General features: G+C 64.8%; 18 protein-coding genes. 9 read left to right on the top strand and 9 right to left on the bottom strand.

The genetic code is table 11. The features are described from left to right. Window positions 1-6: 6 nt before the first annotated feature. Window positions 7-300: a chorismate mutase gene (locus HMPREF2550_RS03695; protein WP_038589172.1), complete on the bottom strand. Its 294-nt coding sequence runs from the start codon at window positions 298-300 to the stop codon at window positions 7-9. Between the two features lie 98 nt (window positions 301-398). Here HMPREF2550_RS03695 and pcrA point away from each other — a divergent pair, with 98 nt between their 5' ends. Beyond that, window positions 399-2717, top strand: coding sequence for a DNA helicase PcrA (gene pcrA / locus HMPREF2550_RS03690; protein WP_070789764.1), 2319 nt, complete (start codon window positions 399-401; stop codon window positions 2715-2717). A 17-nt stretch (window positions 2718-2734) separates the two neighbouring features. On the opposite strand, the gene HMPREF2550_RS03685 is transcribed toward pcrA, so the two are convergent. Beyond that, on the bottom strand, window positions 2735-3427 hold the full coding sequence (locus tag HMPREF2550_RS03685) for a M23 family metallopeptidase (RefSeq protein WP_070789796.1): 693 nt from the start codon (window positions 3425-3427) through the stop codon (window positions 2735-2737). Between the two features lie 255 nt (window positions 3428-3682). Then, window positions 3683-4411, bottom strand: a complete 729-nt coding sequence (locus HMPREF2550_RS03680; protein WP_070789763.1) for a M23 family metallopeptidase — start codon at window positions 4409-4411, stop codon at window positions 3683-3685. A 228-nt stretch (window positions 4412-4639) separates the two neighbouring features. On the opposite strand from HMPREF2550_RS03680, the gene HMPREF2550_RS03675 reads away from it, so the two are divergent. The 7 genes from HMPREF2550_RS03675 to HMPREF2550_RS03650 all read left to right on the top strand — a co-directional run bounded on the left by HMPREF2550_RS03675 (window position 4640) and on the right by HMPREF2550_RS03650 (window position 11223). Beyond that, entirely contained in the window at window positions 4640-5941 is a 1302-nt protein-coding gene (locus HMPREF2550_RS03675; RefSeq protein WP_070789761.1) for a cell division protein PerM, read from the top strand. Between the two features lie 10 nt (window positions 5942-5951). Continuing rightward, complete coding sequence (gene purN / locus HMPREF2550_RS03670; protein WP_210400208.1) at window positions 5952-6545, top strand: phosphoribosylglycinamide formyltransferase; 594 nt, start codon at window positions 5952-5954, stop codon at window positions 6543-6545. Further along, entirely contained in the window at window positions 6529-8064 is a 1536-nt protein-coding gene (gene purH, locus HMPREF2550_RS03665) for a bifunctional phosphoribosylaminoimidazolecarboxamide formyltransferase/IMP cyclohydrolase (protein WP_070789759.1), read from the top strand. The genes purN and purH overlap by 17 nt, the downstream gene beginning before the upstream one ends. Before the next feature lie 120 nt (window positions 8065-8184). Next, complete coding sequence (locus tag HMPREF2550_RS03660; protein WP_083319762.1) at window positions 8185-9087, top strand: serine hydrolase; 903 nt, start codon at window positions 8185-8187, stop codon at window positions 9085-9087. A 65-nt stretch (window positions 9088-9152) separates the two neighbouring features. Then, window positions 9153-9641: a hypothetical protein gene (locus tag HMPREF2550_RS12030; RefSeq protein ID WP_141760512.1), complete on the top strand. Its 489-nt coding sequence runs from the start codon at window positions 9153-9155 to the stop codon at window positions 9639-9641. 131 nt (window positions 9642-9772) lie between these two features. Beyond that, complete coding sequence (locus HMPREF2550_RS03655; RefSeq protein WP_141760511.1) at window positions 9773-10378, top strand: hypothetical protein; 606 nt, start codon at window positions 9773-9775, stop codon at window positions 10376-10378. After that, the gene (locus HMPREF2550_RS03650; RefSeq protein WP_246819741.1) at window positions 10372-11223 is read left to right on the top strand and encodes a serine hydrolase; all 852 of its coding nucleotides are present in this window, start codon (window positions 10372-10374) and stop codon (window positions 11221-11223) included. Before HMPREF2550_RS03655 ends, HMPREF2550_RS03650 begins: the two co-directional genes overlap by 7 nt. Here the strand turns inward: HMPREF2550_RS03650 and HMPREF2550_RS03645 are convergent. The 6 genes from HMPREF2550_RS03645 to HMPREF2550_RS03620 all read right to left on the bottom strand — a co-directional run bounded on the left by HMPREF2550_RS03645 (window position 11220) and on the right by HMPREF2550_RS03620 (window position 14272). Then, window positions 11220-11897 (bottom strand): TetR/AcrR family transcriptional regulator, encoded by a 678-nt coding sequence (locus HMPREF2550_RS03645; RefSeq protein ID WP_038589190.1) that lies wholly within the window; start codon window positions 11895-11897, stop codon window positions 11220-11222. The two genes, HMPREF2550_RS03650 and HMPREF2550_RS03645, sit on opposite strands and share 4 nt — an antisense overlap. 190 nt (window positions 11898-12087) lie before the next feature. Next, the gene (gene rpsR, locus HMPREF2550_RS03640) at window positions 12088-12336 is read right to left on the bottom strand and encodes a 30S ribosomal protein S18 (RefSeq protein ID WP_038589193.1); all 249 of its coding nucleotides are present in this window, start codon (window positions 12334-12336) and stop codon (window positions 12088-12090) included. Between the two features lie 14 nt (window positions 12337-12350). Continuing rightward, a complete protein-coding gene (rpsN, locus tag HMPREF2550_RS03635) occupies window positions 12351-12656 on the bottom strand; it encodes a 30S ribosomal protein S14 (RefSeq protein ID WP_038589196.1) in 306 nt (101 codons plus the stop codon). 3 nt (window positions 12657-12659) lie between these two features. Next, window positions 12660-12824 carry a 50S ribosomal protein L33 gene (rpmG, locus tag HMPREF2550_RS03630; RefSeq protein ID WP_006841072.1) on the bottom strand — a complete coding sequence of 55 codons (165 nt, stop codon included), beginning with the start codon at window positions 12822-12824 and terminating at the stop codon, window positions 12660-12662. Beyond that, window positions 12824-13060, bottom strand: a complete 237-nt coding sequence (rpmB, locus tag HMPREF2550_RS03625; protein WP_038589200.1) for a 50S ribosomal protein L28 — start codon at window positions 13058-13060, stop codon at window positions 12824-12826. Before rpmB ends, rpmG begins: the two co-directional genes overlap by 1 nt. Before the next feature lie 180 nt (window positions 13061-13240). Continuing rightward, window positions 13241-14272 (bottom strand): SLC13 family permease, encoded by a 1032-nt coding sequence (locus HMPREF2550_RS03620; protein ID WP_070789757.1) that lies wholly within the window; start codon window positions 14270-14272, stop codon window positions 13241-13243. A gap of 185 nt (window positions 14273-14457) precedes the next feature. Between HMPREF2550_RS03620 and HMPREF2550_RS03615 the strand changes: the two genes are divergently transcribed. Further along, entirely contained in the window at window positions 14458-14730 is a 273-nt protein-coding gene (locus tag HMPREF2550_RS03615) for a type B 50S ribosomal protein L31 (protein ID WP_038589209.1), read from the top strand. Window positions 14731-14740 lie beyond the last annotated feature (10 nt).

Here is a 14740-nt window from a genome sequence, read left to right as displayed (position 1 = left end):
CTAGGGCTAGCCCAGCTTGCCGCGGCCGAGCCGCAGCAGGATGTTGGCGAGCGCCGGGCCTTCCTCACCGAGCTCGTCGCGGAACTGGTTGATGATGGCGACCTCGCGGGTGTGTACCAGCTTGGTGCCGCCTGACCCCATCCGGGTTTTACCGATCGCGCGGGAGACTTCCGCACGGCGTTTCACCGCATCCAGGATGACCCGGTCGAGCCGGTCGATCTCCTTGCGGTACTGCTGAATCTCCGCGTCCGAGAGGGGGTCGTCGGTGCCGGAGGGCATGCGGATTGCAAAATCGCTCATGGTCTTGCATTATGCCACGGGGCCTAAGCAAGCCAATCCAACCAGGATGTTCGAACAACCGTCAGGCGATGTTGTAGGCGGTGGGTACCCTGAGGTGCATGACTGATCTCACCTTAGGACTCAACCCCCAGCAGCAGGCTGCCGTGCAGCACGAAGGCTCCCCGCTGCTCATCGTCGCCGGCGCAGGCTCCGGCAAGACCGCGGTGCTCACCCGCCGTATTGCCTACCTTTTACAACAGCGCGGGGTGGCACCGTGGCAGATCCTCGCCATTACCTTTACTAACAAGACCGCCGCCGAGATGAAGGAGCGCGTGGCCCAGCTCGTCGGGCCGGAATCGGAGCGGATGTGGGTGGCCACCTTCCACTCCGTGTGCGTGCGTATCCTGCGCCAGCAGGCGCAGCTCGTGCCGGGGCTAAACACGAACTTCACCATCTACGACGCGGACGATTCGCGCCGCCTGCTCTCCATGATTGCCAAGGACTTCAGCCTCGATTTGAAGAAGTTCTCGGCGCGCACACTGGCGAATGCCATCTCCAATTTAAAGAACGAGCTGATCGACCCGGACGAGGCGCTGGCGAAGGCGGAGCAAACCCGCAACCCCTTTGAGACCACGGTGGCGAAGGTATTCGCCGAGTACCAGCGGCGGCTGCGCCAGTCCAACGCGCTCGACTTCGACGACCTGGTGGGCGAGGTCGTGCGCATCTTTAAAGAGCACCCGCAGGTCACCGAGTATTACCGCCGCCGCTTCCGCCACGTGCTGGTGGACGAGTACCAGGACACGAACCACGCGCAGTACGAGCTCATCCACACGCTCGTCGGCACTGGCCCGGACGCGCCCGAGCTGGCCGTGGTGGGCGACTCGGACCAGTCCATCTACGCCTTCCGCGGTGCGACGATCCGCAACATTGAGGAGTTCGAGCGTGATTACCCCAACGCCCGCACCATCCTGCTGGAGCAGAACTACCGCTCCACCCAGAACATCCTGAACGCGGCCAACGCCGTGATCGCGCAGAACGAGGGCCGCCGGCCGAAGAAGCTGTGGACGGACCACGGCGCGGGCGAGAAGATCATCGGGTTCGTCGCAGACAATGAGCACGACGAGGCCCGCTTCATCGCCGCCGAGATCGACGAGCTCGCCGACAGAGGCGTGCCGTACTCGGACATGGCGGTGATGTACCGCACCAACAACGCCTCCCGCGCGCTGGAGGACATCTTCATCCGCTCCGGTATCCCGTACAAGGTTGTCGGTGGCACGCGCTTCTACGAGCGCCGCGAGATCCGCGACATCGTCGCCTATATGAAGGTGCTGGACAACCCGGATGACACGGTGAGCCTGCGCCGCATCGTCAACGTGCCCAAGCGCGCCATCGGCGACAAGGCGCAGGCCATGGTCGCGCTGCACGCGGAGAACCAGGGGATCAGCTTTGGGCAGGCGCTTATCGACGCCGCGGCGGGCAAGGTCGACATGCTCGCATCCCGCGGCAAGAACGCCATCGCCGGCTTTGTGGAGCTGATGGACGGGCTGCGCAAAGAAATGCCCGAAATGCGCAACGAGGTCACCGGCATGCCGGACCTCGGTCAGCTCGTCTCCCGAATCCTGGACGCGACCGGCTACCGCGAGCAGCTGGAAGCCTCGAACGACCCGCAGGACGGGGCGCGCCTGGACAACCTGAACGAGCTGGTCTCCGTGGCGCGCGAGTTCTCCTCCGAGGCCGCGAACCAAATCGCCTACATGACGGACGAGGAGCTGGACTCCGTCATGGAGGAGGGCGAGCCGGCCCCAGGCTCCCTGCAGGCCTTCCTGGAGAAAGTCTCGCTTGTCGCAGACGCGGATCAGCTGCCGGACAACGAGCAGGGCGTGGTGACAATGATGACCCTGCACACCGCCAAGGGGCTGGAGTTTCCCACCGTGTTTGTCACCGGCTGGGAGGACGGGCAGTTCCCGCACCTGCGCGCCCTGGGTGACCCGGACGAGCTCGCCGAGGAGCGTCGCCTGGCGTACGTGGGTATTACTCGCGCCAAGCAGCGGCTGTATTTGACCCGCGCGATGTTGCGCTCCTCCTGGGGCAACCCGGTGACCAATCCCGCCAGTCGCTTCCTCGCAGAGGTCCCGGAGGACCTCATCGACTGGCGCAGGACCGAGCCTGCCGGCAGCACCGATGCATGGGGCCAGCCCGCCCCGCTCGGCGGGCAACGCACCCACCGTCGCCCGAGTACCGGCCGCGGCGGCGGGGTGCGGGTGAACAAGCACCTCGACCTCGCAGCCGGCGACCGCGTCAACCACGCGAAGTACGGACTTGGCACCGTGCTCACCGTGGAGGGGTCCGGTGTACGCGAGACGGTGACGGTGGATTTCGGCTCATCCGGCACCGTGCGGCTCATGCTCATCGGTGGGGTGCCGATGGAGAAGCTCTAGCGGCTTTAAGCGGCTTCTTAGGCGATGCGGATGCCCTGCTGCGCGAACCAGGGCACCGGGTCGACCTGATTGACACCGTCCGGCTTGATCTCAAAGTGGAGGTGCGGGCCGGTGGACTGACCCTCATTGCCGATCTGGGCGATCTGCTCGCCGGCACGGACGCGTTGGCCAACGGAAACGTTGTAGTGCGCCATGTGGCCGTAGACGGAGACCTCGCCGCCGTCGTGCTGGATCACGACCCAGTTGCCGAAGCCCTGGGCGGGTCCAGCGTTGATGACCGTGCCGTCCATGACGGAGTAGATCGGGGTGCCGAGGCTGTTGGCGATGTCGATGCCGCGGTGCATCGCGCCCCAGCGCTGGCCGTAGCCGGACGTAAAGGTACCCGTCGTCGGGGTGACCACGGTGCGGCCGTCGGCGGTGCGGCCGCGCTGCATGGTCACTCCACCGTTGCTGGTGCCGGCGTCGGGGGTGAACTGGCTGCTGATCTCCTGGCCGAGGGCGCGGGGGTCGTAGACGATGCTGTAGTCGCCCACGGTCAGCGTCGCGCCGTCTTTCAGGATAGAGTCGGCGGCGGAAGCGAGGTGCTGCACTGCCTCCTGCTGGGTGGCGATGGGTGCGCCGTTGAGCGTGAACGCTGGGGCCGCGATGGCCGGCGTGGCGGAAAACGCAAGCGCCGCGGCAAGGACCGCGGGAAGCAGGCGACGATGCATGTGCTCCAAACCTTTTCTTTTAGGAAAGCGAATACCGCGTTAGAATCTAGCGCGCATTTGCCGCCCAAGCAACGCCTTGACGTGCGCTTTTGTCGAAAAGGTGTGTCATTCTCCACCGTTGGTGCAGGCCAGCGCGCTGTTGCTGAAGTGAAATTTGTTATTAATGTGACGGGTGCTCGGGGGTGGTGCGTCACCGGCATGAGACGCAAAAACGCCCCGACACAACAGTGCCGGGGCGAAAAGAAACGCCTTATCCTAGAGCTGGATGCCGCGCTGCGCCAGCCACGGGGCCGGGTCGACCCGGGTGTTGCCGTCCGGGTAAATCTCAAAGTGCAGGTGGGAACCCGTGGAGAAGCCGAGGTTGCCCATGCCGGCGATCTTCTGGCCGGCGGTCACGCGCTCGCCGACGGCAACGTCGAGGCTCTGCATGTGGCCGTAGACGGAGATAGCGCCGTCGTCGTGCTTGATCCGGATCCAGTTGCCGAAGCCCTGTGCCGGGCCGGAGTCGATGACGGTGCCGTCCATGACAGCCAGGATCGGGGTGCCGGGGGCGTTTGCAATGTCGACGCCGTAGTGGAAGGAGCCCCAGCGCGGGCCGAAGCCGGAGGTGAAAGCACCCTCGGCCGGGCGAGCGACCTGCGGTGCGCGAGCGGCCTCGTCGGCCTTCGCTACCTCGTCGGAGTGGGCGACTGCCTTGTCCAGCTGGTCGGCCAGGTTGACTACCGGCTTGTACTCGGCAATCGCCAGGATCTGTGGGGCGGACTCCAGGGCGGAGGTTGCATCGGCGACCAGCTGGTCGGTGTCTGCCGCCAGGGTGACGTTCGCGTCGTTTGCAGTGGTGTCCTCGGAGGCGAGCGTTGCTGCTGTGGCACCGCTCAGGCCGGCGGTGGAGACTGCACCAGTTGCCACGGCTACCATGGCGACGCGGCCCTTATTGGGAGACTGCTTCCGGTGCTTGCCGCCCTGCTTCGATGCCTTGAACATAGGTCCCCTTAGAAAATCCGACTCCGTGACCTTGGCGGCCCCGGATTGTAACCTTCCTGTTATCTACGAGTGGTTACTGTAACGAATTGGTCTCGGTAAGGCAACTGGATTCCTCAAAAAATTCTTAATCGTTGCCCACCTCACTTTTCGTTACACATCCGGGTGTAGCGGGCCGGTGGAGTGTTGTAGTTCAGGCGATAAGGGGAGAGGTGGCAGAGTTAGTTGACGATGAGCACGAATTCGAATCCCCGGTCCGCCCCGTCGTCACGCGCGCGCAGCGAAGGCCGCACCCGCGACCGCGCCGCCGCCCGCAGCCGCTCCAAGGCACGTTTGCAGCGTGCTGGAACCGCTGCGCGCGTCCAGAAGCGCGACAACACGAAAGCGCCGGAGACCTGGCAGGAGCGCCTCCGCCACTACTTCGTGTTCGCCATTGTGCCGAACGCGGTGCTCGCACTCGGTGCCGTCGCAGTGTGCTTCGCGGTACTTTTGATCGGCGGCTGGCCCCTGCCGTATCTGCCGCTGACGATCGGCGAGTTCTGGCTCGTCGGCCACGGTGTGCCCGCCACCATCGACGGGGTCACCCTGGGGGCGGTCCCGCTGCTGCCTGCCGTAGGTGTCGTCGCGCTGGTAGCAACCCGAGTGCGCGCGGCCACCGAGCACCGCGTGAGCGTGCTGGACCTGTGGGCGCTGCTCGGGCTCACGCTCGCCATCCCGCTCGTGCTCTCCGCCATCGCGTTGTTCATGGTCGCGGATGCCTCGAAGGTCTACGCCACCAGCGCCCCGCCCGCGTGGCAGGCCCTGAGCTACCCGCTCGCGCTGCACTTCATCGGATTCTGCTTCGGTCTGCGCACCGTGCTGTGGCGCGCGCTGGCGAAAAGAACCAACGTCCCGCCAATGCTTATCGACGCCGCGCTCACCGCCGCACACGCCACCCGCAACCTGCTCGCCGCCGGTGGGGTAGTGTTCCTCATCCTGCTGGCGTTTAATTACCAGCGCGTCGGCGAGCTGATCGGAAGCTTCCCCAACCTCGGGGCCGTAGGTGGGATCTGGCTTCTGCTCGTCTGCCTGCTCTACCTGCCGAATGCGGCGATCGCCACACTCGCGGTGCTGCTCGGCGGCGCCTTCGAGTACGCGGGCGTGGCGACCTCCCTGTTCGCCACCGGCAATGTGGCGCTGCCGCCGCTGCCGCTGCTCGCCGCGGTGCCCGCGAGCGTGCCTGCTTGGGCGCCGGTGGCGATGGTGATTCCGGCGACCGTGATCCTCGCGTCGCTGTGGAAGGTGCGCCCGAGTGCGGCCACCGCCGGCGCAATCGGGGCGTGGGCCGGCATCTACGGACTCGTCCTCGGCGCGCTGGCCTCCGGTGTGGCGGGCGCGTACGGCATGGTTGGGCCGACCTACTGGATGCTCGGCGGGCTCATGTTCGCGTGGGTGGCCGTGATCGCGCTGTTGGTGTGGTGTGTGGCGTGGGTGCGTGCACGTGGCGTCGAGAAGCATCCGGCCCCTGAAGCCACAAAGCCTGAGGGCGACTAAGCTATGGGCCGTGAGTAGCCAACCTTTGTCCGTCGTGGTGCTGGTTTCCGGCACCGGTAGCCTGCTCAAGGCGATTTTGGACGATATTGACAGTCCCTACCGCGTCGACCTGGTCGTCGCGGATCAACTTTGCGCAGGTATTGAGCGCGCGAAAAACACCGGGGTGAGCACCGCCGTTGTCCCGGTGGGAGCAGACCGCGCCGCCTGGGACGCGGAGCTTGCCCAGACCGTGGCGAAAGCACGGCCGGATGTGGTGGTTTCCGCAGGCTTCATGCGGATTCTTGGGCCGGAGTTCCTCGCCAAGTTTGAGGGACGCACCATCAACACTCACCCCTCCCTGCTGCCGGCGTTTTCGGGAGCGCACGCCGTGGATGATGCGCTGGATTACGGCGTAAAGGTCACCGGCTGCACGGTCCACTACGTGGACGCCGGAATGGATACCGGTGAAATCATCGCGCAGCGCGCGGTGCGCGTTGAGGAGGGCGACACGAAATCCACTCTGCACGAAAGAATCAAACAGGCCGAGCGCGAGCAGATTGTGGATCTGCTGCGTCGCGCCTCCATTTCCAACGGGAAGGTAGTCTTCAATGGGAATTCAGATTAAGCGCGCGCTGATCAGCGTCTATGACAAGACGGGCGTGGAGGACCTCGCCCGCGCGCTGGGTGAGGCCGGCGTGGAAATCGTCTCCACTGGTTCCACCGCAAAGCGCATCGCGGACGCCGGTGTGGCCGTGACCGAGGTCGCCGAGCTGACCGGCTTTCCTGAGGTGCTCGAGGGGCGCGTGAAGACCCTGCACCCGCGCGTGCACTCCGGCATCCTGGCGGATCTGCGCAAGGAAAGCCACGCGGAGCAGCTCAAGGAGCTGGGCATTGAGCCCTTCCAGCTGGTCGTGGTGAACCTGTACCCGTTTGAGGAGACCGTGGCCTCCGGCGCGGATTTCGACGCCTGCGTGGAGCAGATCGACATCGGCGGGCCGTCCATGGTGCGCGCCGCCGCGAAGAACCACCCGTCAGTGGCCGTGGTGACCAACCCCGCGCGCTACGCCGAGGTCATCGAGGCCGTCAAGGGCGACGGCTTCGAGCTGGAAGACCGCAAGCGCCTCGCCCTGGAGGCGTTTACCCACACCGCGCAGTACGACGCGGCGGTGTCCGGTTGGCTGGCTGAGCAGCTCGACGCAGATGGCGCTGCTGAGTCCACTGAAGGCGACGAGCTGCGCTACGGCGAGAACCCCCACCAGGCTGCCCGCCTGGTCAACGAGGGCTGGGGCATTGCGAACGCCACCCAGTTCGGCGGCAAGGAAATGAGCTACAACAACTACCAGGACGCCGACGCCGCTTGGCGCGCGGCCTGGGACCACGAGCGTGCCTGCGTGGCCATTATCAAGCACGCGAATCCGTGCGGCGTAGCCGTTTCCGATACCTCCATTGCTGATGCGCACGCGAAGGCGCACGCCTGCGACCCGGTCTCCGCCTACGGCGGCGTGGTTGCGGCAAACCGTGAGGTGACCGTAGAGATGGCCAAGCAGGTCCAGCCGATCTTTACCGAGGTCATCCTGGCCCCGTCGTACGAGGACGGCGCGATCGAGGTGCTCAAGGAGAAGAAGAACCTGCGCATCCTGCAGGTCGAGCCGGAGCAGCCGGGCGAGGAGCGTCGCCAGATCTCCGGCGGCTGGCTCGTTCAGGAGCGCGACTCCTACCAGGCTGAGGGCGACGCCGCCGCAAGCTGGAAGCTGGTCGCCGGCGAGGCCGCCGACGAGCAGACCCTGGCCAACCTGGAGTTCGCGTGGCGCAGCGTGCGTTGCGTGAAATCGAATGCGATCCTGATTGCGGACAACGGGGCGTCGGTAGGCATCGGCATGGGCCAGGTCAACCGCGTCGACTCGGCCAAGTTGGCCGTCGACCGCGCGAACACCCTGGACGAGGGCAAGAACCGCACCAACGGTGCCGTGGCCGCTTCCGATGCGTTCTTCCCGTTCGCCGACGGCTTCCAGCTGCTCGCGGATTCCGGCGTGAAGGCCGTGGTGCAGCCGGGCGGCTCCATCCGTGATGAGGAGGTCATCGCCGCCGCGGAGGCAGCTGGCGTGACCATGTACCTCACCGGCACCCGCCACTTCGCGCACTAAATCGCCGCTTTTCGACGCCGCGTAGCCTGTTTCAAGGTCACGCGGCGTTTGCATAGGCGGCATGTGCTTTTCCTGCTACCATGCACGTGTCTTTGCAGTTTGTACTAAAGGAGCACGCCCGTGTCTTCCCAGCTCTCTTCCCAGCCCTGGGCCAAGCAGATCATCGCTGCGCTGACGGCCATGGGCATCGCCCTGCCTGTCGTCCCGCGCGTGGAGGAACTCCCCGTCATCGGGGATGCGTACGTGCAGGCCTACAACAACCTGCCCGCGAACGTGAAGCAGCAGGTGCCGCCGCAGCTGCGCCCCAAGCAGCCGGGGCAGGAGAAGAAGGCCCCGGCGAAACCGGCACCGGTCGCTCCGGATGCCCAGGCGAAGCTGCACCAGCTGGTCCAGGACGTGGTGGGCCGACACGGCGGGCGCGCGGCCATCTCCGTGGCGGGCGCGGGCAGGCAGATCACGGTGGGGGACAACCGGGCGGAGCCCGCCTTCTCCACGATGAAGGTGCCGCTGTCCATTGCCGCGCTGCGCCAGAACCCGGCCTTCGCAGGTGACGCGCGCCTGGCGATCACCGTCTCGGACAACCCGGCGGCGCACCGCATGTTCGCGCAGGTCCCGGCGTCTGCTTACGGCGGCGTGATCGCCGAGGCTGGCTCGAAGACGACCACGCCCGCGGGCTACGAGATGGGCACGCTGTGGACGACCGCGGACCAGGCACAGTTCGCCTCCGGCCTGCGCTGCGTGCGCGGCCACGAGCCCGTCCTGGATTTGATGGGGCAGATCACCCGCGACCAGCGCTGGGGGCTGGGCCAGATCGGCGGTGCCCGCTTCAAGGGCGGCTGGAACGTTCACCAAGGCGGGTACCTCACGCGCCAGTTCGGCCTGATCCCGGGCCCGAATGGCAACATCGCGGTGGCGATCACCGCGTTCAGCAACGGCGGCTACGCCGAGAGTACGCAGATGCTCAACGAACTCGCACGCGGCATTGAGGGAATGCGCGGCGGTTTACCAACCTCACGCTGCTAACCTCTTCCGAGATCCGGACGAAGACAAGCGCGCTGACAAAAGAGTGCGGAGGAAGGCGGTAGCGCGTGGTCGACCCCGAGGAACATCAGGGCGACGCCCCGCCGACCGCAGAGCTTCCTGCACTCTCCCCTGAGGGCACCCTCGAGCAGGATGTGCTGTGGGACGACGATATGGACGACGATGCGGGCGAGGGCGCCTCTGTTCGAAGCACCGGTGTCTGGGTTATCGGAGGGATAGTTGCGCTCGCAGCCATCGTGATTGGCGTACTTCTCGCAGCCTCCGCCACGAGCCTTGCCAAGGGCGGAAAGACACCCGACCCTGTAACGAATACTGTCGTGGTGACGTCTACGCGACTGACTGAAGTTACCACGACGCGCGTCGTGACAACGCAGCCACCAACCTCTTCAAACCCTGCGACAAAGAAGGCAGCGACGAAGACAGCTGAAAGCACCACGAAGGGCGGATCGGTTTCGGCTAAAGCGACGACGACAAGCCCGAAAAAGACCCCGAAAAGGACCCCGAAAAGGACCGCGACACCGACGACGGCGCGATAGCGTGCGCACAGCATTGCCGGAAAGTTTTTCGGTAATTGTCATGATGTGTCCAGGGTTTGGCTATGATCTACTCGTATCCATTTGCAGACATACCCCGAGGCAGTAGCTGACATCGAGGGGAAAGGCCGATAGTGAGTAGAGAATACGGACAGGGTGCCCCCAACCCAGACACTGAGCAGTGGGCAGTCCCCGAAGCCGGAGGACAGCAGTTTCCTTCCCAGGGCTATCCGCCCCAGCAGCCCGTCTACGGACAGCCGGTCTACGCCCAGCCCTACCCGCAGCAGAGCGGTAACAAGGCATTGCCGTGGATCATTGGTGTGCTCGGCATTCTGCTCGCCACGGTCGTCGGCGTGGTGGCCTACCTGGGCGGCACGGGTGCCTTCCAGCGCTCGAGCGCACAGCAGGACCCCGTCGTGGTCACCGAGGTAGAGACCCAGACGCTCAAGCAGGAACCGGCTCAGCAGCAGGCCCCGGCACCCGCGGCGGAGCCAGTGTCGGCCCCGGCTGCGTCGCGCCAGGCGTATGGCCACTATGCGGCGGCGTCCAGCAATACTTCGGGTCCGTTCGCGGCGAACGTGTACAGCGCCTTCGTGGACGCCTACAACAGCACGGGTAGCCCGAACGTCACGGTCAACGTCTACAGTCCGGTCACCGGCTCCACCTACACCATGTCGTGCAGCGGCGGGGCCACGGTGTACTGCTACGGCGGCGACAACGCGCGTGTGAAGATTTGGTAGCGCGTCGCACGCTCGGCGCGGTTGCTGCGGCGGCCCTGTGCCTGAGCGCCTGCGGGCCGAGCGAAGCACCTCCGACGGTGGTGGTGACCTCCACCGAGTTCGTCTCGCCGCCCGCCCAATCCGTTGAGCCCGCCCCAGCACCCGCGGATGTGCGCCCGCTTGTCGACGCCGCGGTGCAGGCCGCCTCACACCTCGGCACCGCCGGCGCAGCCGTCGGTGGGCCGGAAGGGATCGTGGTTGCAGGATTCACTGAACCCACCCCGGCCTGGTCGACGATCAAGGCGCCGATCGCGATCGCTGCCCTGCGCGCCGACCCGTCGCTGAGCCCGGACGCCGCAGCCGCGATCACCGCCTCGGACAACGATGCCGCCCAGCGCCTCTACACGGTCGCGGGCGAAGCCGGGACAAACGCAGTGCTTGCTGAACTCGGACTTGGAACCGGGGTGAATACGGCCCCGCTTCGCCCCGAGTTTTCCACCTACGGCCAAACGCCCCTGAGCGTGGCGGATGAGGCGACCATGGCTAACACCTTGGCATGCGTGTCCGGGGCAGGTGAGGTCCTCGGGCTGATGGGACAGGTCGACCCCGGGCAGTCCTACGGACTCGGCACCCAGGGCGCGCTGTTCAAAGGCGGATGGGGCCCGGACGAGTCCGGGATGTACCAGGTACGCCAGTTCGGTCTGCTGCCGCGTGGCAACGGCACGTACGTCCCCGTGGCACTCACCGCGCTGCCTGCCGACGGAACCTACGAGACGGGCCAGCAGATGCTCTCCGCGATGGCACAAAACCTGGGGGAGCAGGCGGACGCCTTTGCGCCTGCCGCCTGCCAGCACTCCGGCGGCTAGGCCTGCTCCCCGGAGACTTTGGCCACCAGCTCGAGAGTGCGCTCACCGCGGCAGGAGGGCAGCTCCGCGTGCAGGACATCGAGCACGGCATCGGCGATCATGACGGAGGGGGCGGGTAACGCATCGTCGACAAGCGGGTAGGGCGCGGTGCCCGTGTTATCGCGCATCTCGATCGCGGCGAGCGTCATGTGGAAGGGCAAGTCAATGCGCGGGTCGTCATCGCCGACGATCTGCGCGGCTAAATCGCGGTAGATGCCCTCCAGCTTCGCGCGGTCCTCGTGGTACTCCTTGAATTCCTCCGAGTCCAGGGTGGGCAGCTGGTAGAGGCGACCAATGTTCCAATTCGAGGACAGAAGGATGCGTGTCTCCGCCGCGCACAGCGCCCACAGCTTCAGCGCGGGCGAAGCATCTGACTCCGCGAGGTCCGAGGCCAAGTCCAGCGCGGGCTGAATCGTGCCCTTGAGCAGCGTGAGGAAGATGTCGTTCTTCGAGGGGAAGTGGTAGTAGAGCGACGCCTGGCGGATGCCCACGGCCTCCGCGATCTGGTGGGTGGAGGTGGTGGAGAACCCGCGGCGGGTGAACAGCTCCGAGGAAGCGTCGAGAATCTCCTCGCGGGCGGTCTTCCCGCGGCGGCGGGGCCGGTTCTTGCGGGGGCGCCCTACGGTTCGCGTCATGCGCTGCTCCTCTCCATGTGCCTTACGTGCCTGACCAGTCTACTGCATGCTCAGCTTTCAATCGGTTGAAAGGTAGTTTTGCCTGTAGATGCGTTGGTGTACGGACGAAAAGCGCCCGCCCCGTACTCATCGTGAGTACGGGGCGGGCGCTTTTTAAGTCGAAAGACTCTACGCTGCTGTCAACCGTTGCTTAGCGAGTGGTGAACGGCAGGAGAGCCATCTCGCGTGCGTTCTTGACTGCGGTAGCAACCTGACGCTGCTGCTGCGGGGTCAAGCCGGTGACGCGGCGGGAACGGATCTTGTGACGATCCGAGATGAACAGACGCAGGGTCTCTACATCCTTGTAATCGACCGACTCAATGCCCTTGGCCTTGAGCGGGTTCTTCTTCGGGCGGCGGGACTGCTCCATGCGCGCCTTGCGGTGATTATTGCGCTTCATTGGTCAAATCCTCCTTACCACGAAGACTTACGAACGCCAGGCAGCTCACCACGGTGAGCCATCTCGCGCATACGGACACGGGACAGACCGAACTTGCGGAGGTAACCGCGCGGACGGCCGTCGTGGGAATCGCGGTTGCGCACGCGCGCGGGCGAAGCGTCACGCGGCTGACGGTTCAGCTCGAACTGTGCTTCCAGGCGATCCTCGTCCGAGGTCTCGGGGTTGCGGATGATTGCCTTGAGCTCGTTGCGACGCTCAGCGTAGCGAGCAACGATTTCCTTGCGCTTCTCGTTCTTAGCGATCTTGGACTTCTTCGCCATTGTTTATCGCTCCTCGCGGAATTCAACGTGCTTACGCACAACCGGGTCGTACTTCTTCAGCGTGATGCGATCCGGGTTGTTGCGCTTGTTCTTGCGGGTGACGTAGGTAAAACCGGTGCCCGCGGTGCTCTTCAGCTTGATGATCGGGCGAATATCGTTACGTGCCATTAGATCTTCTCACCTCGTGCGCGGATCTTTGCCACGACGGACTCGATGCCGTCACGGTCGATGATCTTCAGACCCTTGGTAGAAACGGTCAGAGTAATGGTACGGCCCTCGGAGGGCAGGTAGAACCGGCGCTTCTGCACGTTGGGGTTCCAACGGCGCGAGTGGCGGCGGTGCGAGTGCGAGACGGTCTTGCCGAACTGCGGCTTCCGTCCCGTGACCTGGCAATGTGCCGACATGGGTTGACTTCTTTCTCTTCTGCCGCCCACGCACTGATCACTTGTGAGGATGACGCCACTAACAAAGCGGTGTGAGGGTCCGCGAAAAGCGTCGAGTGCAATCGGTTGACGTAGGCGTAAACGTGTACTTCGACAACAGCGAGAGTCAACAATACATGTTTCGTGCCAAATCTCCTAATCTCAGGCGACCGCGGTTCCCAGCCACACGGCCAGCGGCGCCAGCACGCACCCGAAGGCGATAAACACCCGCCACGGGATCTGTATCCCCGCGCGCTCCAGTTGGCTGTGCCACAGGAGTGTAGCCAGGGAAGCCCAGGGCGTAATCAGCGGCCCGAAGTTCACACCGACGAGCAGCTGCATCGGCTCGTCGCCTTCCAAAAGCAAGTACGCAGGGAGGTTGTTCGCCAGGTTGGCGGCAACCGTGCCCGAAAGTGCAGCGGGGGCGTTGATGTGCAGCGGAGGCAGCAGCGCTACGGCAGAAGAAATAGCGACGACGAGCGCCAGCGACTGCCACGGCACAAGCTCGCCCCGCTTCTCGACGCCCACCGCCAACGCCATCGCCACAGCCCCGACCACGCTGGTCGCCCAAAAGGGGATTGGCGTGAGTAGTGCGACGACAGTCAGCCCGAGAATCCACAGTGCAGCTCCTGGGCTGGGCGGGGCGCTCGGGGAGTGCTGCTGCTTTTCCGCACCAAAGATGAAGCGCGCAACGTAGGAAGCCGCGACCGCGACTGCGATGCCGACGAGTGCTGACCTCCAGGATGCAGCGACAAAGTCGTATGTGCCCGAGTAGTGCTTCAGCGCCAAAAGGTTGGTCAGGTTGGAGACCGGGAGCAGCATTGAGCCAAGATTGGCGATCCACACTACCGACAGTGATAAGGCCACGACGCTCAGCCCGTTACGCCGCGCCACCGCTACGGCCAGGGGCGTGAGCATGATCGCTGTGGTGTCTAGGGAGAGGAAGATGGTGACCAAGACGCACAGCACGAGAAAGGCAGGCCAGACAAAGCGCGTGCGCTCGATCCACGCGGCGAGCGCCTCGAACACTCCCGCCTGTGACGCGAGGTTAACCATGGCAGACATCGCAGCGGCAAAAACCAACACGGGCAGCAGCCGCCCGGCCACTGACGTGGCGGCAGCGGTATCCGTCAGTGCCAGGGCGACAAACAGTACGACGGCCGCCGCGGGCCAAAATATAGAGGTAAGGCGCACGAGCAAAGAGTCTAGGGTTCACAGGCGGGTGTAGGCGCGATTAGGAGAAAGTACCTCTAAGAAGTATAATTCTGCAGGTTGTTCAGCAATCGCTGTGCACTTGACCATTTTCGCACCCAACTCAGGCACGATCCCTTGAGAAACGGGAACCGACCTGAAGTTCAATCCTGAGGGAGACGAAGCATATGAAGAAGGATATTCACCCGGATTACCACCCGGTGATTTTCCAGGACGCGAACACGGGCCACAAGTTCCTGACGCGCTCCACCAAGACCTCCGACCGCACCGATACCTGGGAAGACGGCAACGAGTACCCGCTCATCGTCGTCGATGTGACCGCCGAGTCCCACCCGTTCTGGACCGGCGCACAGCGTCTCATGGACACCGCTGGCCGCGTTGAGAAGTTCAACCAGCGCTTCGGTGGCATGGCTCGCCGCAAGAAGAAGACCGCTAAGTAAGGCGTAGAAG

This window comes from Corynebacterium sp. HMSC074A01 (genome assembly GCF_001831515.1).
GTDB lineage: Bacteria > Actinomycetota > Actinomycetes > Mycobacteriales > Mycobacteriaceae > Corynebacterium.
This window is presented reverse-complemented; position numbering and strand designations above follow the sequence as displayed.